The organism is Nocardioides sp. (assembly GCF_050246775.1).
GTDB lineage: Bacteria > Actinomycetota > Actinomycetes > Propionibacteriales > Nocardioidaceae > Nocardioides.
Genome location: NZ_JBFWVK010000001.1, coordinates 414,085 through 439,246 on the forward strand (window position 1 = coordinate 414,085; position 25,162 = coordinate 439,246).

The following is a 25,162-nucleotide window of genomic DNA, read 5'->3' on the forward strand; positions in this document are numbered from 1 at the left end:
ATGAAGAAGCTCACACTGCTGCCCCTCGTCGTGCTGCTGGCGTTGGCGGGGTGCGGAGGCGACGACGGTGGTGACTCGGGGAGCAGGGGCGGCTCCGACAAGCTCACCGTGCTGGCCGCGTCGTCGCTGACCGAGGTCTTCACGGCGTTCGCGTCCGACTTCGAGGCTGATCACGACGGGGTCGAGGTGGTGCTGTCGTTCGGTTCCAGCACCGACCTGGCCGAGTCGGCGGCCGACGGAGCCCCTGGCGACGTACTGGCCACCGCGGACGAGGCGTCCATGCAGGTCGCCCAGGACGCCCAGGTCACCGCGCAGGACCCGGTCCCGTTCGCGACCAACAAGCTCGTGATCGTGACGGCGCCGGGGAACCCCGACGGCATCGCGTCCCTCGCCGACCTCGACGGCACCACGTGGGTGCGGTGCGCAGACGACGTCCCGTGCGGTCGCGTGGCGGTCGCGCTGCTCGACGCCCAGTCGGTCACCGCGAAGGCCGCCAGTCTCGAGCCCGACGTGAAGTCCACCCTGGAGAAGGTCACCTCTGGGGAGGCGGACGCCGGCCTGGTCTACTCCAGTGACGCGATCGCCGCCGGCGCCGCGGTGGACGTCGTCGAGATCGACGGCGCCGAGGACGCCCTCACGACGTACTTCATCGCTGCGCTCGCGCAGTCCTCCGACGCGACGCTGGCCTCCGACTGGATCGACCTGGTCACCTCGGAGGCCGGTCAGCAGACGATGACCGACGCCGGGTTCACCGTGCCGTGAGGTCCTCCACGAGGCTCGCGCCGGTCCGGGTCGGGCACGACCCGCTCGGCCGACCACCGGCACTGCTCCTGCTGCCCGCCGGCATCGCGGTCGCCCTGCTCGTCATCCCGTTGGCCACCATGGTGGCGGCCACCAACTGGGGTGAGCTGGGCACCGAGCTGCGCTCCGAACCCCTCCGCGATGCCCTGTGGCTCTCGCTGGTGACCGCGACGGTGGCCATGGTGGTGTGTCTGGTGCTCGGCCTGCCGTTGGCCTGGCTGCTGGCCCGGGTCGAGTTCCGCGGACGCGCCGTCCTTCGCGCCACTGTGACGGTGCCCCTGGTGCTTCCCCCCGTCGTCGCCGGCGTGGCGCTGCGCACCGCGTTCGGCCGCACCGGGTTCCTCGGGGAGCCGCTGCTGGACGTCACCGGGTTCAGCTTCCCCTACACCACCTGGGGTGTCGTGCTGGCCCACGTCTTCGTCTCCATGCCGTTCGTGGTGATCGCGATCGAGGGGGCGCTCCGCTCGGCCGACCGGGAGTACGACGCCGCCGCCGCCACGCTGGGCGCCACCCGGTGGACGACGTTTCGCCGGGTGACCGTGCCGCTCGCGCTGCCCGGGATCCTGGCCGGGATGGTCCTGGGCTGGGCCAGGTCGCTGGGTGAGTTCGGCGCCACCATCACGTTCAACGGCAACTACCCCGGGACCACCCAGACCATGCCCACGCTGATCTACGTCACCCGGCAGTCCGACCAGGACGCCGCCCTCGCGCTCAGCCTCGTGATGCTGGTGGTGTCGATCGGCGTCCTGCTCGCGCTGCGCGAGCGATGGTTGGGGACCCCATGACGTTGGAGGTGTCGCTCAGCGTCCCTGGCCGGGTCCAGGTCGACCTGACAGCGCAGGCGGGCCAGACGATCGCCGTCATCGGACCCAACGGCGCCGGCAAGTCCAGCCTGGTCCGCGCTCTGTCCGGCCTCGTGCCGGCCACCGGTCGGGCCGAGCTCGACGGCGTCGAGCTGCTCGACCTTCCAGCCCGTGAGCGCAACATCGGGCTGGTCTTCCAGCACCAGCTGCTCTTCCCGCACCTCACGGCGCTCGCCAACGTCGCCTTCGGCCCGCGCGCCCGAGGAGTCCCGCGACGCGACGCCGAGGCGCGGGCCCTGGGCTGGCTCGAGCGCTTCGGCATCGCCGACCTCGCCGGACGCAAGCCCGGCCAGCTCTCCGGCGGACAGGCCCAACGGGTCTCGATCGCGCGGGCCCTGGCCACCGAGCCGCAGCTGCTCCTGCTCGACGAGCCGATGGCCGGCCTCGACGTCAAGGTGGCCACCGCCCTGCGGATCGAGCTTGCGCACCACCTCGCCTCGTACGCCGGGATCACGCTGCTGATCACCCACGACGCCATCGATGCGCTGACCATCGCCGACCGGGTGCTGGTGCTCGACGCAGGCTCGGTGGCGCAGTACGGCACCCCGAGCGAGGTGGCCCAGCGGCCACGCACCGAGCACGTGGCCCGCCTCGTGGGCCTGAACGTCGTCTCAGCCGCCTCGAGCGAGGAGGACCTCGAGGCGGATCTGATGGCGTTCACCCCGGACACGGTCAACGTGTCCATCGAGGAACCGGTCGGCTCGCCCCGGCTGCGTTGGCGTGGCACCGTGGCCGACATCGCTCCCCACGGCGCCGCGATCCGGGTGCTCGTGCATGCCGAGCCGGACCTCATCGCCGATGTCACCCCGGAGGCCGCCACCGAGCTCGCGCTCACCCCAGGACGTGAGGTCTGGCTCTCGGTCAAGGCGACTGCGGTGCGTCGCTACCCGTCGGGCAACGGGCAATGACTCCGTTACGATGCGGCCATGCCCCTCTCCCCCGCGCCTGAGTCGCCCGATCGCAACCTCGCCCTGGAGCTCGTCCGCGTCACCGAGGCTGCCGCCATGGCCGCCGGCCGGTGGGTCGGGCGGGGCGACAAGAACGACGCCGACGGTGTCGCGGTCAACGCCATGCGCGTCATGATCTCCAGCATCGGCATGGCCGGCACGGTCGTGATCGGCGAGGGCGAGAAGGACGACGCCCCGATGCTGTTCAACGGCGAGAAGGTCGGCGACGGCACCGGTCCGGAGTGCGACGTGGCCGTCGACCCGATCGACGGCACCACGTTGACCGCCAAGGGCATGAACAACGCCATCTCGGTGCTGGCGGTCTCGCCACGCGGCTCGATGTACGACCCCTCGGCAGTCTTCTACATGGAGAAGCTCGTCACCGGCCCCGAAGCCGCTGACGTGGTCGACATCCGGCTGCCGGTGGCCGAGAACATCCACCGGGTCGCCAAGGCCAAGGGATCCTCCCCGCTCGACGTGACCGTCGTCCTGCTCGACCGGGAGCGGCACGCCCCGCTGGCCGCCGAGATCCGGGCCACGGGCGCACGGATCAAGTACATCCTCGACGGCGATGTGGCAGGCGCCATCATGGCGGCCCGCCCCGACACCGGCATCGACCTGCTGCTGGGCATCGGGGGCACCCCGGAGGGCATCATCGCCGCCTGTGCCATGAAGTGCATCGGCGGCACCATCCAGGGCCGGCTGTGGCCCAAGGACGACGACGAACGGCAGCGCGCCCTCGACGCCGGCCACAACCTCGACCCCGACCACGTGCTGTCCACCGACGACCTGGTGACCGGGGACGACTGCTTCTTCGTCGCCACCGGCATCACCGACGGCGAGCTCATGCGTGGAGTCCGCTACCGCGGCGGCAGCGCCACGACCCACTCGCTGGTGATGCGCTCGCGCAGCGGCACCATCCGCAACATCCTCTCCGAGCACCGGCTCTCGAAGCTGCAGGCCTACGCCGCCATCGACTTCGAATAGGCAACCGCGCAGGTGTCGCTCAGCCGACGTCGCCCAGGGCGGCGCCGGACTCACCGGCACCCTGAGCGCCCAGCGCCCGGGTGACCGCGTCGTGGGTGCGCGGGTCGAACGCCATCCCGATGTGGGAGCTGGGCACCTGGACGTGCTCGGCTGACGGGTCGAGGCAAGCCCGCCAGTCCACGATGCCGTCGCGCCGCGAGTACAGGGCTGTGAACCCGATGTCCTCAGCGAGCGGGGAGCTCATCTCGCTGAAGCTCTGGCGGGCGCAGTCGCCGCCCACACAGTCCGGCGTCATCACCTGGGGGACGCCGTAGCGGCTCAGCAGGAGCAGGAACTCCAGGTGGGAGCCCAGGACCGCGTGATGGGCCGCGGGAGCGAGCACCGGGCTGCCCAGGGTGACGATGCCGGAGACCAGGTCGGGCCGTCGTACGGCGAGGACCCGGGCGAGCATGCCACCCAGGCTGTGGCCGACGATGCGGACCTTCGTGGCGCGCCGCTCGACGATCGACTCCAGGCGGGTCTCGATCAGGCGCGAGGTGCGCCAGGTGCACGAGACATTCGCCAGGATGCTGGAGCGGTAGGTCCGATACCCCTGGCCGCGCAGGTGGCGGGCCAGCACCGACAGCGTCGGATCCCCGGCCATGAACCCCGGGATCAGCAACACCGGCCCACCGTCCCCGCCGGAGATCGCCGACCCGCGCGTGACGACGTCGGAGGCCCGGCGCACGCTGGCGCGGCCCACCTCGGAGAGCGAACTCAGCTCACGCAGCACCGCGCCGGCTCCCGGCGGAGCGAATCCGCTGGGCAGCAGAAAGGACGCGGTCGGCGTTTTCACAGGCTCAACGCTAAGCCCAATAGGTGGAAAATGCAGGCATCTAGTCACCCCAGACGTTGGATCGTGTTCACTAGGAGCATGACCACGCCGTCCCGGATACCAGCCGAACCCGCCGTCTCCGAGGAGCAGTTCGTCACCGTCAGCGATGGCGTGCAGATCTGCTACCAGACCTTCGGTACGCCGGAGGACGAAGCCGTGCTGCTCGTGATGGGCCTCGGCGGACCGATGACCTGGTGGGACCCCGGGTTCTGCAAGCTCCTGGCCTCCAAGGGCTTCTTCGTGATCCGCTACGACAATCGCGACACCGGTCGCTCCACCAAGCTCAAGCAGCACCACGTGACGAAGGCCCATGTGCTGCGCGCCTTCGCGGGTCGGCCGGTGTCCGCGCCGTACTCCCTGGGCCGGATGGGCGAGGACGGCCTGGCCATCCTCGACCAGCTCGGCATCGAGAAGGCACACGTGTGCGGCATCTCGATGGGCGGCATGATCGCCCAGACCCTGGCTGTCGAGCACCCCGAGCGGGTGCAGTCCCTGGTCTCGATCATGTCCACCACCGGAAGTCGCCGAGTCGGCTGGCAGGACCCCAAGCTGATGCCGGCCCTGCTCGCTCCGCGCAAGGGCGGCCGCGAGGTCTACATGGCCAACTCGGCCGGCTTCTGGAAGAAGATCAGCTCACCCGGCTACCCCGAGTCGCCGCAGCACGCCCTCGACCGCGCCGCGGTCACCTGGGACCGGGGCTTCAGCGCCACCGGCGTGGTCCGCCACATGCTGGCCGTGCTCACCCAGCCCAACCGCACCCAGGCCCTCGGAGCCGTGAGCGCCCCCAGTGCCGTGATCCACGGCCTGAGTGACCGCATGGTGCACGTCTCGGGAGGGCGAGCCACCGCCAAGGCGCTGCGCGGCTCCGAGCTCGTGCTCATCCCGGGCATGGGACATGACGTGCCGGACGCCCTGTTCGAGCAGATCACCGACGTCGTACGACGAACGGCCGACCGCTCCCGGTGACGGGGCGGCCGGCCGTTCGGCAGTTCCAGCAGCGGGTCAGTCGCTGAGGCGTTCTCCGGTGTCGGTGTCGAAGACGTGGACACTCGTCGGGTCGGTGGTCACGTAGATCGTGTCGCCCTTGTGGACCTTGTCGCGGCCACTGACGCGCACGATGATGTTGGCCGGCGTGCCCTCGACACCACTGGTGCCGTAGACGAAGCCGTCGGAGCCGAGCTCCTCGACCACCGTGACCTTCACCGGCAGGCCACCCTCGGCCTGCGAGACCAGGCGCCAAGCCTCGGGACGCACACCGACGGTGATGTTCTTGTGTCCGGCGCCGAGCTGCTTCGAAGCGGCCGGGTCGACCGGGACGAGGTAGTCGCCGATCTGAGCCTTGCCCTCGACGGCGCGCGCCTCCATCAGGTTCATCTGCGGGGAGCCGATGAAGCCGGCCACGAACAGGTTGACCGGCTTGTCGTAGAGCCGCAGCGGGGTGTCGACCTGCATGAGCTCGCCGAGCTTCATGACCGCGACCCGGTCGCCCATCGTCATGGCCTCGACCTGGTCGTGGGTGACGTAGACCGTGGTGACGCCGAGGTCGGACTGCAGCTTGGCGATGTCGGTGCGGGTCTGCACGCGCATCTTGGCGTCGAGGTTCGACAGCGGCTCGTCCATGCAGAACACCTGCGGGTTGCGGACGATCGCGCGGCCCATCGCCACGCGCTGGCGCTGGCCACCGGACAGGGCCTTGGGCTTGCGCTCAAGGAACTCGGTCAGCCCCAGGATCTTGGCCGCCTCCTCCACGCGCTTCTGCCGCTCAGCGGGCGCCACCTTGGCCGTCTTGAGCGCGAAGGCCATGTTGTCCGCGACGGTCATGTGCGGGTAGAGCGCGTAGTTCTGGAAGACCATCGCGATGTCGCGGTCCTTCGGCGGAACCTTGGTGACGTCGCGGTCGCCGATGAAGATGTGGCCGGCGTTGATCTCCTCGAGCCCCGCGAGCATCCTCAGGGTCGTGGACTTGCCACAACCGGAGGGCCCGACCAGGACCATGAACTCGCCGTCTGCGATCTCCAGGTCGATGCCTGGGACGGTGGGCTTGTCAGCTCCGGGATACCAGCGCTGAGCCTTGTCGAAAGTTACTGATGCCATGGTGAGGTAATTCCTTCCACCGGCTGGAACGAGCCGGACGATCCGTTGTAGAAGTGACAGCGATCACAGTAGCGGCCCGAGCGTCTCAGGTCGACGGTTGCGTCTCAGGGTTTCCAGCGCTCGGGCGCATCGGGCAGTTCCAGTCCGGTGCCGTCCGCGTTCCAGCGCACAGCCAGCGGATCGATGATGCCGCCGCGGAACGCGCCGTCGGGACCACGGTTCTCGAAGGCGAGGAACCGATGGCTGCCGTCGCGCAGCGCGACCACCTTCCCGACGTACAGGTCCTCGCTGGTGAGGCGTACGGCGCGCGCGACGTCGACCGGGCTGCCCGGACCCTCGACCGGCACCGACCAGACCCCTCCGCTGTCCCTCGCGGCCCCCGGCATCTCCGCGGACAGGCACGAGAACACGGCCACCCAGCGGCCCTCGACCTGCTGCACCGAGATCACCTCGAGCCAGTCGAAGCGCCCCGTGGGCTCGCTCAGGGGCGGCTGGACGGCCCAGGAGCGCAGGTCGGGCGAGGTGGCATGACCCACGACCCCGGCACCCGGCCGGCCCCCGGCTCGGTCACCGGCCCGGGCCGTCACGTACATGTGCCACAGGCCGGCGTCGTCCTGCACCAGCCAGGGATCGCGCCAGTGCTCCTCGGGGTGTCCCCCGGCCAGCGTGTCGTAGAAGCGTGGGTCCGCTGTGACCAGACCCGGCTCGGCGCGCCATCGCTGCAGGTCCGGCGAGGTGTGGGCGCCGATGCGTTGCAGGCTGAAGGCCCGGGCCCGGGTGATGCCGGTGTGGAACTGCCACCAGAGGCCGGACGGGTCGCGCACCACGCTGCCCGTCCAGGTGGCCAGGTCGTCGAAGGAGCCCTCCTCTCCCGGCCCGCCCATGTCGGGCAGGTGGGTCCAGGTGACCAGGTCGGATGAGGTCGCGTGCCCGATCCTGGCGTTCTCGTGGCGTAGATCGGGGTCCCCCAGGGACCGGGGGGCGGCCAGGAAGAACGCGTGGAAGAGCACCCCGTCGTCGGCGATCCAGAAGTCCCACACCCAGTCGTCGTCGAGGTCAAGCACCCACGACCTCCGCCCGCAGCACCACGGCCGAGTCGGGTGCCAGCACCGGAAGGCGTACGCCGACCTCGGCGAGCACGCTGCCCGGGACCTCCACGCCTGGTCCGTCCAGCCAGCTCGTGCCCAGGTCGACCACGTGGCGGCCACCGGGCGGTGTCACGCCGCGCACCAGGTAGCGCCGCTCCGGGTCGAGCCCGGGCAGCCGGACCGGCGTGGGCGACTGGGTGCGCGTCGAGGCGACCGTGGCGACCGTGTAGAACGCCTGTCCGCGGTCCTGCGCCACCAGCCCGTTGACCAGGACCGCCGGGTCGGCGTGGTCACCACGCACCACGCTCGCGTTCGAGGTGAGCTCCCGGACCTCCTTGTAGAGGGCGACCCAGGCGCGGACCGAGGCGCGGTCCTCCTCGTCGAGGGTGGTGAGGTTCCACTCGATGCCGAAGTGCCCGAGCAGGGCCGTGGCGGCCCGGAACGGCAGCCGGTGGCTGCGCCCGGTGGTGTGGGCCACCGGTCCCCCGAGGTGCGCGCCGATCAGCTCGGGTGGCACCAGCAACGCCGTCCACCGCTGCAGGTGCTGGCGCTCGAGCGCGTCGATCGTGTCACTGGGCCAGATGCGGTCGGTCCGGGTCAGGATCTCGAGATCGACCCGGCCACCGCCACTGGCGCAGGTCTCGATCTCCAACGACGGGTGGGCTGTGCGCAGGTCGTCGAGCAGGCGGTAGAGGGCCAGGGTCTGTCCGTGCACGGCAGGGCGACCACCGTGGCTGACGTCGATCAGGTCCCGGTTGTGATCCCACTTCAGGAAGGCGATGTCGTATTCGTCGAGCAGCGCCACGAGTGCATCGCGCACGTGCGCGTAGGCCTCGGGCACCTGGAGGTCGAGCACCTGCTGGTGCCGCCAGGTGTCGGGGTGCTCCGCGCGGCCACGCAGGACCCAGTCCGGATGGGCCCTGACCAGGTCGGAGTCGATGTTGACCATCTCGGGCTCGACCCACAGGCCGAAGTCCATGCCTCGATCGTGGACGTGGTCGATGAGCGGGTGCAGGCCGTCTGGCCAGACCTCGGTGTCGACGGTCCAGTCCCCCAGACCGGCGCGGTCGTGGCGACGCCCGGTGAACCACCCGTCATCGAGCACGAACCGTTCGACGCCCACCTCGGCTGCGGCGTCCGCGAGCCTCGTGAGCCGACCCAGGTCGTGGTCGAAGTAGGTGGCCTCCCAGGTGTTGAGCACCACCGGCCGGGGGCCCCGGGTCAGGGGGGAGTGCCGGCGGGTCCAGGCATGCAGGCGGGCGCTCATGCCGTCGAGGCCGGTCCCGGACCAGGCCCCCATCAGCCACGGGGCGGCGTACTCCTCCCCCGCGGTGAGGACGACCTCACCGGGGCCCAGCAGCTCGCCGCCGCCGAGGACGGACTCGCCCTCGGCGGTGCGCTCGGCGTACGTCGCGTGGTCGCCGCTCCACGCCAGGTGCACCCCCCACACGGTGCCGGAACGGAACGAGAAGGCGGGACTTCCGGCGACCAGGACCAGGGTGGCGTCGTGCCCGGTGCGGCCGTGGCGCCCGGCGCGCAGGTGGGTGCCCTGCTGCCACGGCTGGCGCTGGGGCGAACGCTCGCGGCACCAACGCCCCGTGAGGTCCAGCAGCTCTGCGGCGTCGGAGCCGGCCGGAAGGACGCTGCGTACGGCGCCGACCGCCAGGTCACCCGGACCGGTGTTGGTGACCCGGACCCGGGTCCGCACGACACCCTCGCGGGTCAGTTCGAGGTCGACGGCCACCGACCAGCCCGCCTCGGGGTCCGTGCCCTCGAGGAGGAGTACGGCGTCCTCGGCGTCGGTGAGCGACCAGGTCCAGTCCCGCAGTCGGGGGGACCAGGCGCCCACGCCATCGGAGACCGCCGTCGGTCGCCATCCCTCGAGCGCGGGGGTGCCGGTGAAGCCGGAGGCCGGATCGGGCAGCAGGCCGAGATGTCTCGGCTGGTCGAGCGCCGAGTGCGGGACGCCTGGCTCGTGCAGTGCTGTCAGGCCGCGCAGGGCCGCGGCATCGAGGTCACCGAGGGCGGCGCCCCAGTGCAGGATCACGGGAACACCGGACGGGGCGGGTGCGAGCACGAGGCTCACACCCGCCCGCGTCAGGTGAAGGGGCTCTTGGGTCACTGGATGATGGTGAGGCCCATCAGCCCTTGACCGCACCGGAGGTCAGTCCGCGGACGAAGAACCTCTGGAGGGTGAAGAACACGATCATCGGCACGATCATCGAGATGAACGCACCCGCCGTGAGGAGCTCGCGGCCCTGACCCTGGGTCCCGAGCAGACCCTGCAGCTCGACGATCACCGTCGAGTTCTCCGCGCTCAGGAAGAGCTTCGCGATCAGCAGGTCGTTCCACACCCACAGGAACTGCAGGATGGCGAAGGCCGCGATGACCGGCACAGACATCGGGACGATCAGCTTCCAGAAGGTCTGGTAGTGGCTCGCTCCGTCGATCTTGGCCGACTCGATCACCGTCTTCGGCAACGTCGCCATGTAGTTGCGCAACGTGTAGATCGCCAGAGGCATCCCGAAGCCGGTGTGCAGCAACCACACCGCCAGGTAGTCGCCACGGATGCCCAGGCCGTTGGAGCCCATCAGGTTGAGCATCGGCGCCAGCGCCACCTGGATCGGCACCACCAGCACCCCGACGATCAGGATGAACAGCACGTCCTTGCCCCGGAAGTCCATGAACGAGAACGCGTAGGCAGCGAACGCCGCGAACATGATCGGGATCACCGTGGCCGGGATGGCCACCACGATGCTGTTGATGAAGGCGGTCCCGATGTCGGTCCCGTCGATCACACCCCGGTAGTTGTCGAGCGTCCACTCGGTGGAGAAGGGGTGCAGGAACGCCGTCCACCAGCCCGAGGACACCGTGTCGTCGCGCGAGCGCAACGACGTGATCAGCAGGCCGACGGTCGGGACCGTCCAGGCGATGCACAGCACCACCATGGTGGCGATCGCGAAGGGACTGCGACGCCGCCCGTCCTTCATGAGTCCAGCACTCATCGTCCTGCCTCCTCTGCCCTGAAGTGCCGCACCTGGTAGATCAGGATGGGCATGACCGCGATCAGCAGGACCACGACGATGGCCGACGCCCGACCGGACTGCCCGTTGGCGAACAGCTCGTTGAAGAACAGGTTGGCGATCACGTTGGTCTCGAAGCGTCCGTTGGTCATCACGTAGACGATGTCGAAGACCTTCAGCACCAGGATGGTGACGGTGATGAACACCGTGATGATGGTGCCCTTGATCTGCGGAATCACCACGCGCGAGAAGATCTTGAACTCCGAGGCCCCATCGATCCGGGCGGCCTCGATGGTGTCCTCCGGGACGCCCTTGATGGCCGAGGACAGCAGGATCATCGAGAAGCCGGTCTGCAGCCAGACCAGGATCACCATGAGCAGGATGGAGTTCAGCTTGAAGTCCGGGATCTGCAACCAGGTCTGGGCCTCTCCGCCGAGCTTGACCCAGATGGCGTTGAGCAGCCCGGTCTGGTCGCCGTCGGCGGTGTAGTCGTAGATCAGACTCCAGATCGCCGAGGCACCGACGAACGAGATCGCCATCGGCAGGAAGATCGAGCTCTTCGCGACCTTCTCACCACGCTGCGACAACTTGTCCGCGAGCACCGCGACCACGATGCCGATCCCGACCGTCACCGCTGGCACCAGGATCAGCCACAGCACGTTGTTGAGCAGCGACTGACGGAAGGCCTCGTTGCCGAAGATGTAGCTGAAGTTCTCGAATCCGACGTAGGCAGTGGCGTCCTTGTTGGCGAACGCGTAGTTGATCGTCTGCACGGTCGGATAGAGCAGCATCAGCGTGATCAGGGCGAAGCCGGGCAGGATGTAGGCGTAGGGCATGACCTTGGCCGAGACCTTGGCCGGCAGGCCCTCCACTGCCATGTTCAGCATGTAGAAGAACACCCCTGCGCCGCCGACTCCGACGATGACCGCCACCACACCGATGACGATCTTGCTGTCCAGGAACCACTCCGGGCGGAGACCGAAAGCCAGGAAGACCTGCAGGATGAACCAGACGACCACCACCATGCCGACGAGGCCGATGACGATCTTGCCCGGCTGAGCCTTCCCGATTTTGGCGTCCCCCGCGGAGGGGTCCAGCACCGGCGTACCGGTGCTGGACCCTCCCTTGGAGAGATCGGTCACGACGTCGGCCAGGACTCTTCGATGGCCGTGAGGGTGTCCTCGGAGGACTTGCCTCCGACCCAGTCGACCATGCCGGTCCAGAACGTCCCGGAGCCAACCTCCTTGGGCATCAGGTCAGAGGCATCGAAGCGGAACACGTCCGCGCTCGTGGCCAGCTTGGCGATGTCCTTGGTGGTCTGGTTGGGGTAGTTCGACTCGTCGAACGTCTTGTGCGGCGAGAGCCAACCGCCGGCCTGGGCCCACTCGGCACCGAACTGGTCGGACGTCAGGAACTCCATGACCTTCTGGGCGTCGTCGTCGTTGCCGTTGAACAGGGCCGCGAGGTCACCACCGCCGAGCATCGGCTGGCCGTCGTAGCCACCCTCGTAGGGCGGGAAGACGAAGGTGCCGACGGTGCCGTCCAGGTCAGCCTGGACGTCCTCGGGGTAGAAGCCGGTGGCGAAGTTGCCCTGGCGGTGCAGGTAGCACGACGGCGGGGTCTTGAACGCCGGGGTCATCGCGTCGGCGAAGCCGGTGTTCAAGATGCCCTTGGTGCCGCCGAGAACGTTGCCGTCGGTGAGTGCGAGCTTGCCGAACTCATCGAGGGCCGCGACGATCTGCGGGTCGTTGAACGGGATCTCGTGGGTGACCCACTGGTCGTAGACCTCGGGGCCGGACATCCGCAGGACGTACTCCTCGAGCCAGTCGGTGCCGACCCAGCCGGTGGCCTGGTCGGATTCCCAGCCCATGCACCAGGGGGCGGTGCCGTCGGCCTTGATGTCGTCGGTCACCGTGGTGAGCTCCTGGAGCGTCGCCGGGGCGGTGTTGTAGCCGGCGTCGTCGTAGGCGGGCTTCGGGTACCACACGATGCTCTTGACGGCCATGCGCATCGGCGCACCGAAGGTGTCGCCGCTGGAGTCGGTCGTGGCCTCGAGGAAGCCGGGGATCAGCGTCGATTCGAGCGCGTCCCGGTCGAGGAAGTTGTCGATCGGCTCGATGGCACCGTCGGCGGCGAGCTCGAGCAGACCGCCCGGCTGCGGGAACAGTCCGATATCGGGGGCGTCACCGGCGTTGACGTTGAGCTTGATCGTGGTGGTGAAGTCGGTGTCGGCGGTGTACTGGATGTCGATGCCCGAGTCCTTCTCGAAGGCCTCCAGGGAGGCATTGAAGGCCTCTTCCTCGGCGCCACCGAAAGCACCCAGGACCGTCACGACCTTGTCGCCGTCCTTCGTGCCGCCGTCGGCAACGCTGTCGCCATCGCCGCCACCGCCGCCGCCACCGTCGTCGCCCGACGAGAGGCAGCCGGAGGTGGCCAGTGCCAGGCCCAACCCCAAGCTGATCGCCGCAACGCGACGAAGTGAACTTCTAGCCATTGAAATCTCCCTGTTCAACTTCGGTTGATCGGCCGCTGACTCCCGAGTGACTCGCGTCACGTCGTAGGCCCTTCATACTGCGCTGGCGCGGTGTGTGTCCACGCCCTGATGCACTCCGACCACGCATTTCTGCCGCGTTGGTCTGGATTACGTAAACGTTTGCGCTTATCGTGATGCACGTCACAGGAGAAGTCAATGACCGGCTGGCGCTGCGCTATGTTGCGACTGTGTAACGCTTGTTCAAAGCCGGATTTCCACAGGCCGAGGACACACCACGGGAGGAGCAGGGGGTTTGTCCGGTTCGTCCGAGATCAACATGGCCGACGTGGCCGAGCGCGCAGGCGTCTCCACCGCGACCGTCTCGCGCGCCCTGCGGGACCTCCCCGGAGTCAGTGAGGGCACCCGGCAGCGGATCAAGGAAATCGCCGACGAGCTCGCCTACGTCATCTCCCCCGAGGCCTCGAGGTTGGCGCGCGGTGCGACCGGGCGGATCGCCGTGGTGGCGCCTCGCATGGACGTCTGGTTCTACTCCAAGATGCTGGCCAACATCGAGAGCGTGCTCTCCGACGCCGATCTCGACGTGCTGATGTACCAGGTCGACGGGCTCCAACAGCGCAACCGCTTCTTCCGCGACCTCCCGGCCCGGCGCAAGGTCGACGCTGTGGTGCTCATCGCGCTCCCGGTCCTGCACGACGAGGTCGAGAGGCTCGACCTCATGGGGGTCGAGGTGGTCGTGGCCGGCGGCGAGATCGGCACGTTCCCCCATGTGCGCGTCGACGACCACGCGGTCGGCGTGACGGCGATCGAACACCTGCTCTCCCTGGGCCACGAGCGCATCGCCATGCTGCGCACCAGCGACACCGACGGTGCCTACTGGTCGGCGGACTCCGAGCGAAGCCGGGGCTACCGCACCGCCCTCGAAGCCGCCGGCATCCGGCCCGATCCCCGCTACCTGGTCACCGAGCCGTTCGGGCCCCGGGCCGGAGCCGCCGGCATGGCCCGGCTCCTGGCACTCGAGTCCCCACCCACCGCGGTGTTCGCCTACTCCGACGAGGTGGCTCTGGGCGCCTACCAGCACTTGCTCCGCGAAGGCATCCGGGTGCCCGAGGAGATGTCGCTGGTGGGCGTCGACGGCCACCCGCTCGCGGAGCTCTTCGGGTTGAGCAGCATCGTCCAGGCCGTGGGCGAGCAGGGACGCCTGGCCGGGCGCATGGTGCTCGACCTCCTCGCCGGCGTCGCACTGCCCGAGCGCCACGTGGTGGTCCCGACGCGGCTGGAGCTGCGGGGATCGACCGCCCCACCGAGTGCACTCACCCTCGCCCGGCTGGATTAACCTTCGTCCGTGAGCACCGAACCGGAATTCCGCTACTCCGACCTGCTGCCGACCGGGGCCGACGACACCCCCTACCGGCTCCTCACCACCGAGGGGGTGTCCACCTTCGAGGCCGACGGGCAGACGTTCCTGCGCGTCGACCCGGCCGCGATCCAACGACTGACCTCCGAGGCGATGCACGACATCAGTCACTACCTGCGTCCAGCCCACCTGGCCCAGCTGCGCAAGATCATCGACGACCCCGAGGCCTCCGGCAACGACCGGTTCGTGGCGCTCGACCTGCTGAAGAACGTCAACATCTCCGCCGGCGGTGTGCTCCCGATGTGCCAGGACACCGGCACCGCGATCGTCATGGGCAAGAAGTCCGAAGGCGTGCTGACCGGGATCGACGACGGCGAGGCCATCTCCCGTGGCGTGTACGACGCCTACACCAAGCTCAACCTGCGCTACTCGCAGCTGGCGCCGCTGACGATGTGGGAGGAGAAGAACACCGGGACCAACCTGCCTGCCCAGATCGAGCTCTACTCCACGCCCTCGAAGGACGGTCGACCCGAGTACAAGTTCCTCTTCATGGCCAAGGGCGGCGGCTCGGCCAACAAGTCCTTCCTCTTCCAGGAGACCAAGGCGGTGCTCAACCCTTCGCGGATGCTGGCCTTCCTCGACGAGAAGATCCGATCGCTCGGCACAGCCGCCTGCCCGCCGTACCACCTCGCGATCGTGATCGGCGGCACCAGCGCGGAGTTCGCCCTCAAGACCGCGAAGTACGCTAGCGCGCACTACCTCGACAACCTGCCCACGTCCGGCTCCATGAGCGCCCACGGGTTCCGCGACGTCGAGCTCGAGCAGGAGGTCTTCGCCCTCACCCAGTCGTTCGGCATCGGTGCCCAGTTCGGCGGCAAGTACTTCTGCCACGACGTGCGCGTCGTCCGGCTTCCCCGCCATGGGGCCTCCTGCCCGGTGGCCATCGCGGTCTCCTGCTCCGCCGATCGCCAGGCGTTGGGCAAGATCACCGCCGAGGGAGTCTTCCTCGAGCAGCTGGAGACCGACCCGGCCCACTACATGCCCGATGCCGGCGTCGCCGAGGACATCTCCGGCGGCGCCGTCGTGCCGATCGACCTCAACCAGCCGATGGCCGACATCCTCGCGGAGCTCACCAAGCACCCGGTCAAGACCCGGCTGTCCCTGACCGGTCCGCTGGTCGTGGCCCGCGACATCGCCCACGCCAAGATCAAGGAACTGCTCGACGCCGGTGGCGAGCTGCCCGACTACCTCAAGAACCACCCCGTCTACTACGCCGGCCCGGCGAAGACCCCGGCCGGGATGGCCTCGGGCTCGTTCGGTCCCACCACGGCCGGCCGGATGGACTCCTACGTCGAGCAGTTCCAGGCCGCCGGTGGTTCCCTGGTGATGCTGGCCAAGGGGAACCGGTCCAAGCAGGTCACCACGGCTTGCGCCGCCCACGGCGGCTTCTACCTCGGTTCGATCGGGGGTCCCGCGGCCCGACTGGCCCAGGACTGCATCAAGAGCCAGGAGGTCCTGGAATACCCCGAGCTCGGGATGGAGGCGGTGTGGAAGATCGACGTCGAGGACTTCCCCGCGTTCATCGTGGTCGACGACAAGGGCAATGACTTCTTCACCGATCCGTCCGGTGCCGTCACCGTGCCGATCACCGGGATCCGGGTCCGCTCGGCGCAGTGAGGTCCGGCGTCCTCTAACGTGTGGCGGCATGGAGTACGCCGAACTGGCCCGAGCCGAGTCTGATCGCGGCGACGTCGTGCTGCGCGAGCGCGCCGGCGACGGGCCGACCGCCCTCGAGCTGCGGGTCAACGGGATCTTCGTGATGGACACCGTCGAGACCTCGTCGGAGACCACGCTGGCGCGCCAGGCCCTGCGACTCCTGGAGGAGCCCCGCCGGGTGCTCATCGGTGGGCTCGGTCTCGGCTACACCCTGTCGGCGGTCCTGGCCGACCACCGGGTCGAGCACTGCACGGTCGTGGAGATCGAGGACGCCCTGGTGGGGTGGATGCGAGACGGCACCATCGGCCACGGGCCGGCGGTGCTCGCCGACGCCCGGCTGAGTGTCACGGTGGCCGATGTCGCAGTCGCGCTGGCCGAGACGCGCCCGGCGTCGTACGACCTCGTGGTGCTCGACGTCGACAACGGCCCCGGCTACCTCGTGTACGACGCCAACGCGGCGCTCTATCGCGAGCCCTTCCTGGCCACCTGCCGCCGCGTGTTGGACCACGAGGGGGTGCTGGCCATCTGGTCGGCCGACGAGGCCCCCGAGCTGGAGGCCGCCATGAAGGGCGTGTTCGGCAACTGCCGCGCCCGATCCTGCGAGGTCGAGCTGCAGGATCGCCAAGAGCACTACTGGCTCTACGTTTCGCGGGTACCGTCACCCGCGTGAGCGAATTCCGCATCGAACACGACAGCATGGGTGACGTCGAGGTGCCCGTGGCGGCGCTGTGGCGAGCCCAGACCCAACGCGCGGTCGAGAACTTCCCGATCAGCGGCACGCCGCTCGAGCCGGCCCTCATCCATGCGCTGGCCCAGGTCAAGGCAGCAGCCGCGCGGGTCAACGGCGAGCTCGGGGTCCTGGCCGACGATCGGGCGCAGGCGATCATCACGGCCGCCATGCAGGTTGCGCAGGGCGGCCACGACGACCAGTTCCCGATCGATGTCTTCCAGACCGGGTCCGGAACCAGCTCGAACATGAACATGAACGAGGTGATCGCCGAGCTCGCCGGACGGGCCGGGGTCGAGGTCCACCCCAACGACCACGTCAACGCCAGTCAGTCGTCCAACGACGTCTTCCCGACGGCGATCCACGTCGCCGCGGCCTCGGCGGTCGCCACTGACCTCCGACCGGCGCTCGCCACCCTCGAAGCCAGTCTGGCTGCGAAGGCCACCGAGTTCGCCGACACGGTGAAGTCCGGTCGGACCCACCTGATGGATGCCACCCCGGTGATGCTGGGCCAGGAGTTCGGCGGCTATGCCGCGACGCTCGGGCTGGCCGCCGAGCGTCTGGACGGCGTACTCCCCCGCGTCCGGGAGCTTCCCCTGGGGGGCACCGCGGTCGGCACCGGGATCAACACCCCCGCCGGCTTCGCGGCCCGGGTCATCGAGGTGCTCTCGGAGACGACAGGACAGCCGTTCACGGAGGCGCGCAACCACTTCGAGGCCCAAGGGACCCGGGACTCGCTGGTCGAGCTGAGTGGCGTGCTGCGCACCATCGCGGTCGGGCTGACAAAGATCTGCAACGACCTGCGCTGGATGTCCAGCGGCCCGACCACCGGACTTGCCGAGATCCACCTGCCCGACCTGCAGCCTGGGTCGAGCATCATGCCCGGCAAGGTCAACCCGGTGCTCCCGGAGGCGACGCTGATGGTGTGCGCCCAGGTGATCGGCAACGACGTCACGGTCACCACGGCGGGGGCGTCGGGCAACTTCGAGCTCAATGTGATGATGCCGGTGCTCGCCCGCAACGTGGTGGAGTCGATCCGGCTGCTGGCTGCCTCCAGCAGGCTCCTGGCCCACCGATGCGTGGACGGCATCACCGCCGACGCTGAGCGGATGCGTCGCTACGCCGAGTCGTCCCCGAGCGTGGTCACACCGCTGAACCGCCACCTTGGCTACGAGACGGCGGCCAAGGTCGCCAAGCGTGCCATCGCCGACGGCACCACCATCCGCGAGACCGTTCTGGCCATGGGCTTGGTCGCCGACGGCACACTGACGGAGAACGAGCTCGACGAAGCGCTCGACCTGAAGGGGATGACTCACCCGTGAGCCTGACCGATCCCGCGGCCCTGCGTGCCCAGTACGCCACGGAGCAGAACCTCGAGACCCGCCGCTCCGTGTGGCACCCCTCCCTGGACGGCCGCGACCCGTCCACCACGGCGCTCGACCTCATCGTGTCGGCTCGGCCGACCGACGTGCTCGAGGTGGGCTGCGGCACCGGCTGCTTCGCCGCCCGGGTGCAGGCCAGCCATCCGGGGATCCGGCTCACCGCCATCGACCAGTCCCCCCGGTTCGTCGAGCTGACCGCGGGTCGTGGCGTCGAGGCCCGTCGTGCCGACGTCCAGGACCTGCCGTTCAAGGACGACAGCTTCGACGTCGTCGCCGCGATGTGGATGCTCTATCACGTCCCGGACCTCGACAAGGCCCTGAGCGAGGTACGCCGGGTGTTGAGGCCCGGAGGGCTGTTCGTCGCCGTCACCAACGGAGACGAGCACCTCGCGGGACTGCGCCGCGACGCGGGCGCCAAGGCCCTGGTGACGGCGTTCAGCAGCGAGAACGGCGAGAGCATGCTGCTGCGTCACTTCGACAGCGTCAGTCGCGACGACATCGCGACCCGGGCGTACTTCGGCGACCACGCAGCGGCGCTGGCCTACCTGGAGAGCACCGAGGCCGACCGGGTCTGGATGCTGCCGCCCTTCGAGGGTTCCCGGGAGTACGCCGGTGCGGTCACCGTCTTCGCGGCGCGCTGAGCCTGCTGCCTAGTACCAGCCGTTGGACTCGGAGTGGCTCCAGGCGCCACACGGGCTGCCGTAGCGGTCCTGGATGTAGCCCAGTCCCCAGCGGATCTGGGTGGCCGGGTTGGTGGCCCAGTCGGCTCCGGCCGAGGACATCTTCGAGCCGGGGAGCGCCTGCGGGATGCCGTAGGCAGACGAGCTCGGGTTGTCGGCGTTGACCCGCCAGTTGCTCTCGCGGGTCCACAGCGAGTCGAGGCAGCCGAACTGGTCCTGGCTGAACCCGAACTCGGCCAGGAGTGCCTGGGCGATCGAGCGCGGATCGTCGTCGGTGACGTCCTCGGTGATGGTGACCGCGTCGCCGGTGTCGGTCGACAGCGCCGCCTTCTTGGCCGGGTCGAGCTCCTGGCGGCGGTCGTCGCGCGAGGACTCCGAGTCCTGACGAGCAGCGATCTGGGCCGCACTCAGGGTTGGCACCCGGGCGGCCACGTCAAGCGACGTCGCTGCCGAGACCGTCTTCGCGTCGGTCCCGGACAGGACCCCACCGGACACCGCGACGCCGGTCGCGGCGGCAGCCACCGAGGTCAGCAACAGCGTGTTGCGCAGGACCTTGGTGGGTGCGGCGTGCTTGGGAGGGGTGCGATGTTTGGGGATGTATTTCTGTGGCTTCGACAAGGATCGACTCACGGCTAGACGTCATGGGCAATCACGCGACCTGTCGTTCCCCCCGATCGGCCACGAAGGCTCCACCATGCAGGACTTGCTGGACTCAGGCAAACCGAACGCGCAAATCAGTGAGGCAGATCTCGTCACACCCATCACTGGTGTCACACGAGATCCGCCCCACCTCATCCGTCACAGGACGACGTTCTCCAGCATCTCGGTGACCAGGGCAGCGATCGGCGAGCGCTCGGAGCGGGTCAGGGTGACGTGGGCGAAGAGCGGGTGCCCCTTCAGCTTGTCGACCACGGCCACCACACCGTCGTGACGGCCCACTCGCAGGTTGTCGCGCTGGGCGACGTCATGAGTCAGGACCACCTTCGAGTTGGCACCGATCCGCGAGAGCACCGTGAGCAGCACGTTGCGCTCCAGGGACTGCGCCTCGTCGACGATCACGAAGGCATCGTGGAGCGAGCGGCCACGGATGTGGGTCAACGGCATCACCTCGAGCATGCCGCGGTCGAGGATCTCGTCGATCACCTCCTTGGAGGTCATCGCCCCGAGGGTGTCGAAGACGGCCTGGCCCCAGGGCGACATCTTCTCCGACTCCGAGCCGGGCAGGTAGCCGAGCTCCTGGCCACCCACCGCGAACAGGGGGCGGAACACGACCACCTTCTTGTGCTGGCGGCGCTCCATCACCGCTTCGAGCCCGGCACACAACGCCATCGCGGACTTGCCGGTCCCGGCGCGCCCACCCAGCGACACGATCCCCACCTCGGGGTCGAGCAGCATCTCCAGGGCGATCCGCTGCTCGGCGGATCGACCGTGGATGCCGAAGGCCTCCCGGTCGCCGCGCACGAGGTGCACCTGCTTGTCGGCACCGACGCGGCCCAGCGCCGTGCCGCGGTCCGAGACCAGCACCAGCCCGGTGTGACAGGGCAGTTCACGGGCCGCGTCCAGCTCGAGCGTGCCGTCGTCGTACAGCTCGTCGAGCTCGGCCGAACCGACCTCGAGCTCCGCCATCCCCGAATAGCTGGTGTCTGACTCGTGGGCGAGCTCGGCGCGGTACTCCTGGGCGTCGAGGCCGACCGCGGAGGCCTTGATCCGCAGCGGCAGGTCCTTGGAGACCAAGGTGACGTCGTACCCCTCGTTGGCCAGGTTGCGGGCCACGGCGAGGATGCGGGTGTCGTTGTCACCGAGGCGGAAGCCCGATGGCAGTGACGCGGCGTCGGTGTGATTGAGCTCGACGCGCAGGGTCCCCCCGGTCTCGGTGACCGGGACAGGCTCGTCGAGACGCCCGTGCTCGACCCTCAACTCATCGAGGGCCCGCAGCGCACTCCGGGCGAAGTACCCCAGCTCGGGGTGGTGTCGCTTGCCCTCGAGCTCGGTGATGACCACCACCGGAAGGACGACCTCGTGCTCGTCGAAACGCCGCAGTGCGCCGGGATCGGCCAACAGGACGCTGGTGTCGAGCACATAGGTGCGGATTCCGGGACCGGCCGGTCCTACGGGGGACTGGGTGCGCTTCATCGCCACGGCGAAACCCCTCACGAGTCCGGTGCGCGCACTCAGCGCCCAGGCCCTCAGCTCTTGCAGACGGACCGGGCTCCCAACCACGTGGATGGGGCCCGAAAGCCGGAGTGCCGGCCTCCGTCGCACCTGCAGGCTCGATCAGCCGGCTGTCGTGCGGTGTAGTCGTGACTGCTCACGAACGGGCCTCCCGATACAGCAAGCTTCCCCACTCGCCGTTGCTTGGGAAATTACGCCGCGATTCCGGCCGCTCGACGGCGACACGCCCGAACGCTGGGTGAATGGTGTGTTACGGCCGTGCCGGGCTGGGAGCCTCAGCTGCCGAAGCGCCGCTCACGCTGGGCGTAGGCGCGTACAGCGCGCAGGAAGTCGACGCGCCGGAAGTCCGGCCAGTAGGCCTCGCAGAAGTAGAACTCCGACTTGGCGCTCTGCCACAGGAGGAAACCGCCGAGACGCTGCTCCCCCGAGGTCCGGATCACCAGGTCCGGGTCGGGCTGGCCCTTGGTGTAGAGGTGATCGGCGATGTGCTCGACATCGATGATGCCCGCCAGCTCCTCGAGCGAGGTGCCCTTCGCCGCGTGCTCGTGCAGCAGCGAGCGCACCGCGTCGGCGATCTCGCGGCGTCCGCCGTAGCCCACGGCGATGTTGACCAGCATCCCCTCCACATCACGCGTGGACTCCTCAGCCGCCTTGAGCCGGGCAGCCGTGGAGGCCGGCAACAGGTCCAGCGCACCGACGGGGTGCAGGCGCCAACGCCGCTGGAAGGCGAGGCTGTCCACCGCCTCCTCGATGATCTCCAGGAGCGGGTTGAGCTCCTCCGCGGGGCGGTTCAGGTTGTCGGTGGACAGCAACCACAGGGTGACGACCTCGATGCCCACCTCGTCGCACCAGCCGAGGAGCGGCTCGATGTTGGCGGCCCCGGCTCGGTGACCGTGAGCGGTGTCGCGGCCCACCGCCTTGGCCCATCGCCGGTTGCCGTCGAGCATCACGCCGATGTGCTTGGGCAGGTTCTCCGACGGCATCCGCCTGAGCACCCGGGCTTCATAGGCGGGGTAGAGGACATGCCTCACCTGGTTCTTCAGGTTCCCCCATACGTCCGCCACCCCTAGATGCTAGCCGCGATGGCGGGTCCGGATGTGTCAGTCGCGACACGTCGATGCAACCTTGGGTCAGGTAACTTGGAGGCATGAACGATGTCGTGCGCTCTGCCAAGGACACCGTGGCCGAACGCGTGGCCGAGGTGGTCGCCGAGGTCAAGCCCAAACTGCGCGGCTGGCTGCACCTGATCACCGCTCCACTCACGCTGGCAGCGGGGATCGTGCTGATCGCCCTGTCGCCCACCGCGTCGACGCGCGTCGGATCCGCCCTGTTCGCGGGCACGGCCCTGGTGTTGTTCACGGTCTCGGCGATCTATCACTGCGGGAACTGGTCGCCACGGGTCTGGGCCTTCCTGCGGCGGTTCGACCACTCCAACATCTTCCTGCTGATCGCGGGCTCCTACACACCGTTCACGCTCATGCTGCTGGAGGGCCGCGAACGCGTCGTCCTGCTCTCCGTGATCTGGACCGGCGCCCTGCTCGGAGTGTTGTTCCGGATCTTCTGGACCTCCGCCCCACGGTGGCTCTACGTGCCGATCTATCTCGCCCTCGGCTGGGCAGCGGTGTTCTTCCTGCCCGCGTTCGCCGAGGGCGCCGGGCGTCTGGGCGTCGGAGTCGGCGCCACCGTGCTGGCCCTGGTGATCACCGGAGGCGCGCTCTACACCCTCGGCGGCATCGTCTACGGGCTCAAGAAGCCCGACCCGTTCCCGGTCTGGTTCGGCTTCCACGAGGTGTTCCACACCCTCGTCGTCGCCGCCTTCATCGTGCACTATGTCGGCGTCTCCGTGGCGACGTACAGCCTGCGCTGACGCGCGCCGTACCGGACGTCCATCTGCCCCGTGGCGGGAATCCCCGGCTGACCGGGGTTTCCCCCGGTTGTCAGTCGTTGCAATGGCTGACAACCGCGAGTTTCCCCGGTCGACCGGGGATTCCTGCGGCAGCACAACCGCAGTCGACGGGCGCACAGCTCACAACGAGGTGACCGGGCGCTCGCACACGAGGTTGCGACAGACGTACGCCGCCGGGCGACCGTCGACCTCAGAACGCCCCACCAGCAGCGGCAGGGCACTCGCCCCGGGCTCCCCCACGACGACCACCGCTCCCGGTCGACGCCGGGCCGCCAACTCCAGCACGTCGCGAGCCTCTCCCGGGCGCCCGACCACCGCGATCTCGACCGGACCTTCGGACATCACCTGGGCAGCCGCCAGGGTCCATCCGGCGAACCGAGGGGCCCGCTGGGCCAGCTGGGCCAGTGCGTCACGGGCCTGCTCGGCAGCGCTGCGGTAGTCGCCCGCCCCGGTCAGGGCGGCGTACGTCGACAAGGCATGCACCATCGCCGACTGGCCGCACGGACTCGCATTGTCGGAGAACTCGCGGGGGCGGGCGACCAGCGCTTCGGCGAAGTCGGCCGTGTCGTGGAAGCCACCGTCGTCGGCCCTGAAGTGCGCCAGCGCCACGTCGAGCAGCGCCTGTGCGCGTTCGAGCCACCCCACGTCACCGGTCGCCTGGAGGAGGGAGAGGAACCCCGACGCGACGCAGCCGTAGTCCTCCAGCACCCCCTCGTGGCGTCCGACCTTGCCGTCGCGCGAGACCCGCCGAAGCCGACCATCGACGACATGCAGGTCGACCAGCAGCTCGCCGGCCCGCACCGCCGCCTCGACGTACCCCGGGTTCGCGAACAGCGTCCCGGCCTCGCACAGCCCGGTGATGGCCAACCCGTTCCACGCAGCGACGACCTTGTCGTCACGAGCCGGCCTGGTCCGTAGGTCCCGGGCCGCGAGCAACGCGCTGCGCACGGCATCGAAGCGCGACCAGTCGTCGGGATCGCGCAACAACTGAAGCGTCGAGCTGCCGTGCTCGAAGGTGCCGGTGACCTCGAACAGGCTGACGGCCCAGTCCGCGTCGTCGGCGTCGAGGACGTCGAGCAGCTGCTGCGGCGTCCAGACGTAGAAGCGGCCCTCCTCCCCCTCGGTGTCGGCATCCAGCGCGGAGGCGAAGCCACCCTGGTCGGTGCGCAGCTCCCGGAGCAGGAAGTCGGCGGTCTCCCGCGCCACCCGCTCACCGAGCTGTCCGCCCCAGCGGCTGTAGACCCCCAGCAGCTGGGCGTTGTCGTAGAGCATCTTCTCGAAGTGCGGCACCACCCATTGGTGGTCCACCGCGTAACGCGCGAACCCACCCCCGAGCTGGTCGTAGATGCCGCCGCGGGCCATCGCCTGGCAGGTGGCGTCGAGCATCGTTCTCGAAGTCGCGTCCGAGCGCAGATGGAGGAAGGACAGCACCATCGACGGCGGAAACTTCGGTGCCGTCCCGAATCCGCCGTTCACCTGGTCGAACTCGGCAGCCAGGGTGGTGACCGCGGTGTCGAGGGTGTCGGCACTGAAGACGCCGGGCGGCATCCGCATCGACTGCTGGAGATGGGCACGGATCTTGCTCGCCGACGCAGCCACCTCCTCGCCCCGACTCACCCAGGCCTCGCTGAGCGCGGTCAGCAACTGCCGGAAAGACGGTTGGCCGTGCCGCGGCTGGTCGGGGAAGTAGGTGCCGGCGAAGAACGGGGTGCCCTCGTGGTCCAGCACACAGGTCATCGGCCAACCACCGTGGCCGGTCATGGCCTGGGTCGCGTTCATGTAGACCGCGTCCACGTCGGGGCGCTCCTCGCGGTCCACCTTGACGCTCACGAAGCGCTCATTCAGGTAGGCGGCGGTGGCCGCGTCCTCGAAGGACTCGTGGGCCATCACGTGGCACCAGTGGCAGGCGGCGTACCCGACGCTCAGCAGGACCGGCACGTTGCGACGCCGGGCCTCCTCGAAGGCGTCGGGGCCCCACTCCCACCAGTCGACGGGATTGTCGGCGTGTTGGAGCAGGTACGGCGAGGTGGCGGATGCCAGGCGGTTGGGCACGT

General features: G+C 69.1%; 22 protein-coding genes. 11 read left to right on the plus strand and 11 right to left on the minus strand.

All coding sequences use genetic code 11. The annotated features are described in order from the left end of the window. Genes modA through glpX form a run of 4 tightly spaced genes read left to right on the plus strand, consistent with a single transcriptional unit; the run spans position 1 to position 3,598 of the window. Positions 1-762, plus strand: coding sequence for a molybdate ABC transporter substrate-binding protein (gene modA, locus AB7I40_RS02085; protein WP_428346584.1), 762 nt, complete (start codon positions 1-3; stop codon positions 760-762). After that, entirely contained in the window at positions 759-1,586 is an 828-nt protein-coding gene (locus tag AB7I40_RS02090; protein ID WP_428347911.1) for an ABC transporter permease, read from the plus strand. The genes modA and AB7I40_RS02090 overlap by 4 nt, the downstream gene beginning before the upstream one ends. Next, positions 1,583-2,572 (plus strand): sulfate/molybdate ABC transporter ATP-binding protein, encoded by a 990-nt coding sequence (locus AB7I40_RS02095; RefSeq protein WP_428343384.1) that lies wholly within the window; start codon positions 1,583-1,585, stop codon positions 2,570-2,572. Before AB7I40_RS02090 ends, AB7I40_RS02095 begins: the two co-directional genes overlap by 4 nt. 18 nt (positions 2,573-2,590) lie before the next feature. After that, complete coding sequence (gene glpX, locus AB7I40_RS02100; protein WP_428343385.1) at positions 2,591-3,598, plus strand: class II fructose-bisphosphatase; 1,008 nt, start codon at positions 2,591-2,593, stop codon at positions 3,596-3,598. A gap of 19 nt (positions 3,599-3,617) precedes the next feature. Here glpX and AB7I40_RS02105 read toward each other — a convergent pair whose 3' ends face one another. Further along, a complete protein-coding gene (locus AB7I40_RS02105) occupies positions 3,618-4,433 on the minus strand; it encodes a lipase family alpha/beta hydrolase (protein ID WP_428343386.1) in 816 nt (271 codons plus the stop codon). 78 nt (positions 4,434-4,511) lie between these two features. Here AB7I40_RS02105 and AB7I40_RS02110 point away from each other — a divergent pair, with 78 nt between their 5' ends. Beyond that, the gene (locus AB7I40_RS02110) at positions 4,512-5,438 is read left to right on the plus strand and encodes an alpha/beta fold hydrolase (protein ID WP_428343387.1); all 927 of its coding nucleotides are present in this window, start codon (positions 4,512-4,514) and stop codon (positions 5,436-5,438) included. 36 nt (positions 5,439-5,474) lie between these two features. Here the strand turns inward: AB7I40_RS02110 and AB7I40_RS02115 are convergent, their stop codons facing one another. From AB7I40_RS02115 to AB7I40_RS02140, 6 genes are all read right to left on the minus strand, one after another. Then, on the minus strand, positions 5,475-6,566 hold the full coding sequence (locus tag AB7I40_RS02115) for an ABC transporter ATP-binding protein (RefSeq protein WP_428343388.1): 1,092 nt from the start codon (positions 6,564-6,566) through the stop codon (positions 5,475-5,477). A gap of 104 nt (positions 6,567-6,670) precedes the next feature. Further along, positions 6,671-7,630, minus strand: coding sequence for a hypothetical protein (locus AB7I40_RS02120; protein WP_428343389.1), 960 nt, complete (start codon positions 7,628-7,630; stop codon positions 6,671-6,673). Next, a complete protein-coding gene (locus AB7I40_RS02125) occupies positions 7,623-9,776 on the minus strand; it encodes an alpha-galactosidase (protein WP_428343390.1) in 2,154 nt (717 codons plus the stop codon). The genes AB7I40_RS02120 and AB7I40_RS02125 overlap by 8 nt, the downstream gene beginning before the upstream one ends. 19 nt (positions 9,777-9,795) lie before the next feature. Then, a complete protein-coding gene (locus tag AB7I40_RS02130; RefSeq protein ID WP_428343391.1) occupies positions 9,796-10,659 on the minus strand; it encodes a carbohydrate ABC transporter permease in 864 nt (287 codons plus the stop codon). Further along, the gene (locus tag AB7I40_RS02135; RefSeq protein WP_428343392.1) at positions 10,656-11,819 is read right to left on the minus strand and encodes a carbohydrate ABC transporter permease; all 1,164 of its coding nucleotides are present in this window, start codon (positions 11,817-11,819) and stop codon (positions 10,656-10,658) included. Before AB7I40_RS02135 ends, AB7I40_RS02130 begins: the two co-directional genes overlap by 4 nt. Continuing rightward, entirely contained in the window at positions 11,816-13,171 is a 1,356-nt protein-coding gene (locus AB7I40_RS02140) for an ABC transporter substrate-binding protein (RefSeq protein WP_428343393.1), read from the minus strand. The genes AB7I40_RS02135 and AB7I40_RS02140 overlap by 4 nt, the downstream gene beginning before the upstream one ends. A gap of 292 nt (positions 13,172-13,463) precedes the next feature. Between AB7I40_RS02140 and AB7I40_RS02145 the strand changes: the two genes are divergently transcribed. The 5 genes from AB7I40_RS02145 to AB7I40_RS02165 are packed head-to-tail and all read left to right on the plus strand — an operon-like array spanning position 13,464 to position 18,991. After that, a complete protein-coding gene (locus AB7I40_RS02145; RefSeq protein ID WP_428343394.1) occupies positions 13,464-14,504 on the plus strand; it encodes a LacI family DNA-binding transcriptional regulator in 1,041 nt (346 codons plus the stop codon). Positions 14,505-14,513: 9 nt separating this feature from the next. Then, a complete protein-coding gene (locus AB7I40_RS02150; RefSeq protein WP_428343395.1) occupies positions 14,514-16,202 on the plus strand; it encodes a fumarate hydratase in 1,689 nt (562 codons plus the stop codon). 28 nt (positions 16,203-16,230) lie between these two features. Continuing rightward, positions 16,231-16,911 (plus strand): spermidine synthase, encoded by a 681-nt coding sequence (locus AB7I40_RS02155; RefSeq protein WP_428343396.1) that lies wholly within the window; start codon positions 16,231-16,233, stop codon positions 16,909-16,911. Between the two features lie 26 nt (positions 16,912-16,937). Next, positions 16,938-18,290, plus strand: coding sequence for a class II fumarate hydratase (locus AB7I40_RS02160; RefSeq protein ID WP_428344283.1), 1,353 nt, complete (start codon positions 16,938-16,940; stop codon positions 18,288-18,290). Further along, entirely contained in the window at positions 18,287-18,991 is a 705-nt protein-coding gene (locus AB7I40_RS02165; RefSeq protein ID WP_428343397.1) for a class I SAM-dependent methyltransferase, read from the plus strand. The genes AB7I40_RS02160 and AB7I40_RS02165 overlap by 4 nt, the downstream gene beginning before the upstream one ends. Positions 18,992-19,000: 9 nt before the next feature. Here AB7I40_RS02165 and AB7I40_RS02170 read toward each other — a convergent pair whose 3' ends face one another. The 3 genes from AB7I40_RS02170 to AB7I40_RS02180 form a co-directional block, all read right to left on the minus strand. Then, positions 19,001-19,648 carry a lytic transglycosylase domain-containing protein gene (locus AB7I40_RS02170; RefSeq protein ID WP_428343398.1) on the minus strand — a complete coding sequence of 216 codons (648 nt, stop codon included), beginning with the start codon at positions 19,646-19,648 and terminating at the stop codon, positions 19,001-19,003. A gap of 180 nt (positions 19,649-19,828) precedes the next feature. Beyond that, positions 19,829-21,163, minus strand: a complete 1,335-nt coding sequence (locus AB7I40_RS02175; protein ID WP_428344284.1) for a PhoH family protein — start codon at positions 21,161-21,163, stop codon at positions 19,829-19,831. A 314-nt stretch (positions 21,164-21,477) separates the two neighbouring features. Beyond that, positions 21,478-22,266 carry an isoprenyl transferase gene (locus AB7I40_RS02180; protein ID WP_428343399.1) on the minus strand — a complete coding sequence of 263 codons (789 nt, stop codon included), beginning with the start codon at positions 22,264-22,266 and terminating at the stop codon, positions 21,478-21,480. Positions 22,267-22,349: 83 nt separating this feature from the next. Between AB7I40_RS02180 and trhA the strand changes: the two genes are divergently transcribed. Then, a complete protein-coding gene (gene trhA, locus AB7I40_RS02185; RefSeq protein WP_428343400.1) occupies positions 22,350-23,069 on the plus strand; it encodes a PAQR family membrane homeostasis protein TrhA in 720 nt (239 codons plus the stop codon). 159 nt (positions 23,070-23,228) lie between these two features. Here trhA and AB7I40_RS02190 read toward each other — a convergent pair whose 3' ends face one another. Next, entirely contained in the window at positions 23,229-25,160 is a 1,932-nt protein-coding gene (locus tag AB7I40_RS02190; RefSeq protein WP_428343401.1) for a thioredoxin domain-containing protein, read from the minus strand. Positions 25,161-25,162 lie beyond the last annotated feature (2 nt).

What these genes read in the sequence shown, in the direction of transcription:
- modA (WP_428346584.1), top strand. Translation starts at nt 1, where the DNA reads ATGAAGAAGCTCACACTGCTGCCCCTCGTCGTGCTGCTGGCGTTGGCG.
- AB7I40_RS02095 (WP_428343384.1), top strand. Translation starts at nt 1,583, where the DNA reads ATGACGTTGGAGGTGTCGCTCAGCGTCCCTGGCCGGGTCCAGGTCGAC.
- glpX (WP_428343385.1), top strand. Translation starts at nt 2,591, where the DNA reads ATGCCCCTCTCCCCCGCGCCTGAGTCGCCCGATCGCAACCTCGCCCTG.
- AB7I40_RS02110 (WP_428343387.1), top strand. Translation starts at nt 4,512, where the DNA reads ATGACCACGCCGTCCCGGATACCAGCCGAACCCGCCGTCTCCGAGGAG.
- AB7I40_RS02115 (WP_428343388.1), bottom strand. Translation starts at nt 6,566, where the DNA reads ATGGCATCAGTAACTTTCGACAAGGCTCAGCGCTGGTATCCCGGAGCT.
- AB7I40_RS02130 (WP_428343391.1), bottom strand. Translation starts at nt 10,659, where the DNA reads ATGAGTGCTGGACTCATGAAGGACGGGCGGCGTCGCAGTCCCTTCGCG.
- AB7I40_RS02140 (WP_428343393.1), bottom strand. Translation starts at nt 13,171, where the DNA reads ATGGCTAGAAGTTCACTTCGTCGCGTTGCGGCGATCAGCTTGGGGTTG.
- AB7I40_RS02155 (WP_428343396.1), top strand. Translation starts at nt 16,231, where the DNA reads ATGGAGTACGCCGAACTGGCCCGAGCCGAGTCTGATCGCGGCGACGTC.
- AB7I40_RS02160 (WP_428344283.1), top strand. Translation starts at nt 16,938, where the DNA reads ATGGGTGACGTCGAGGTGCCCGTGGCGGCGCTGTGGCGAGCCCAGACC.
- AB7I40_RS02175 (WP_428344284.1), bottom strand. Translation starts at nt 21,163, where the DNA reads ATGAAGCGCACCCAGTCCCCCGTAGGACCGGCCGGTCCCGGAATCCGC.
- trhA (WP_428343400.1), top strand. Translation starts at nt 22,350, where the DNA reads ATGAACGATGTCGTGCGCTCTGCCAAGGACACCGTGGCCGAACGCGTG.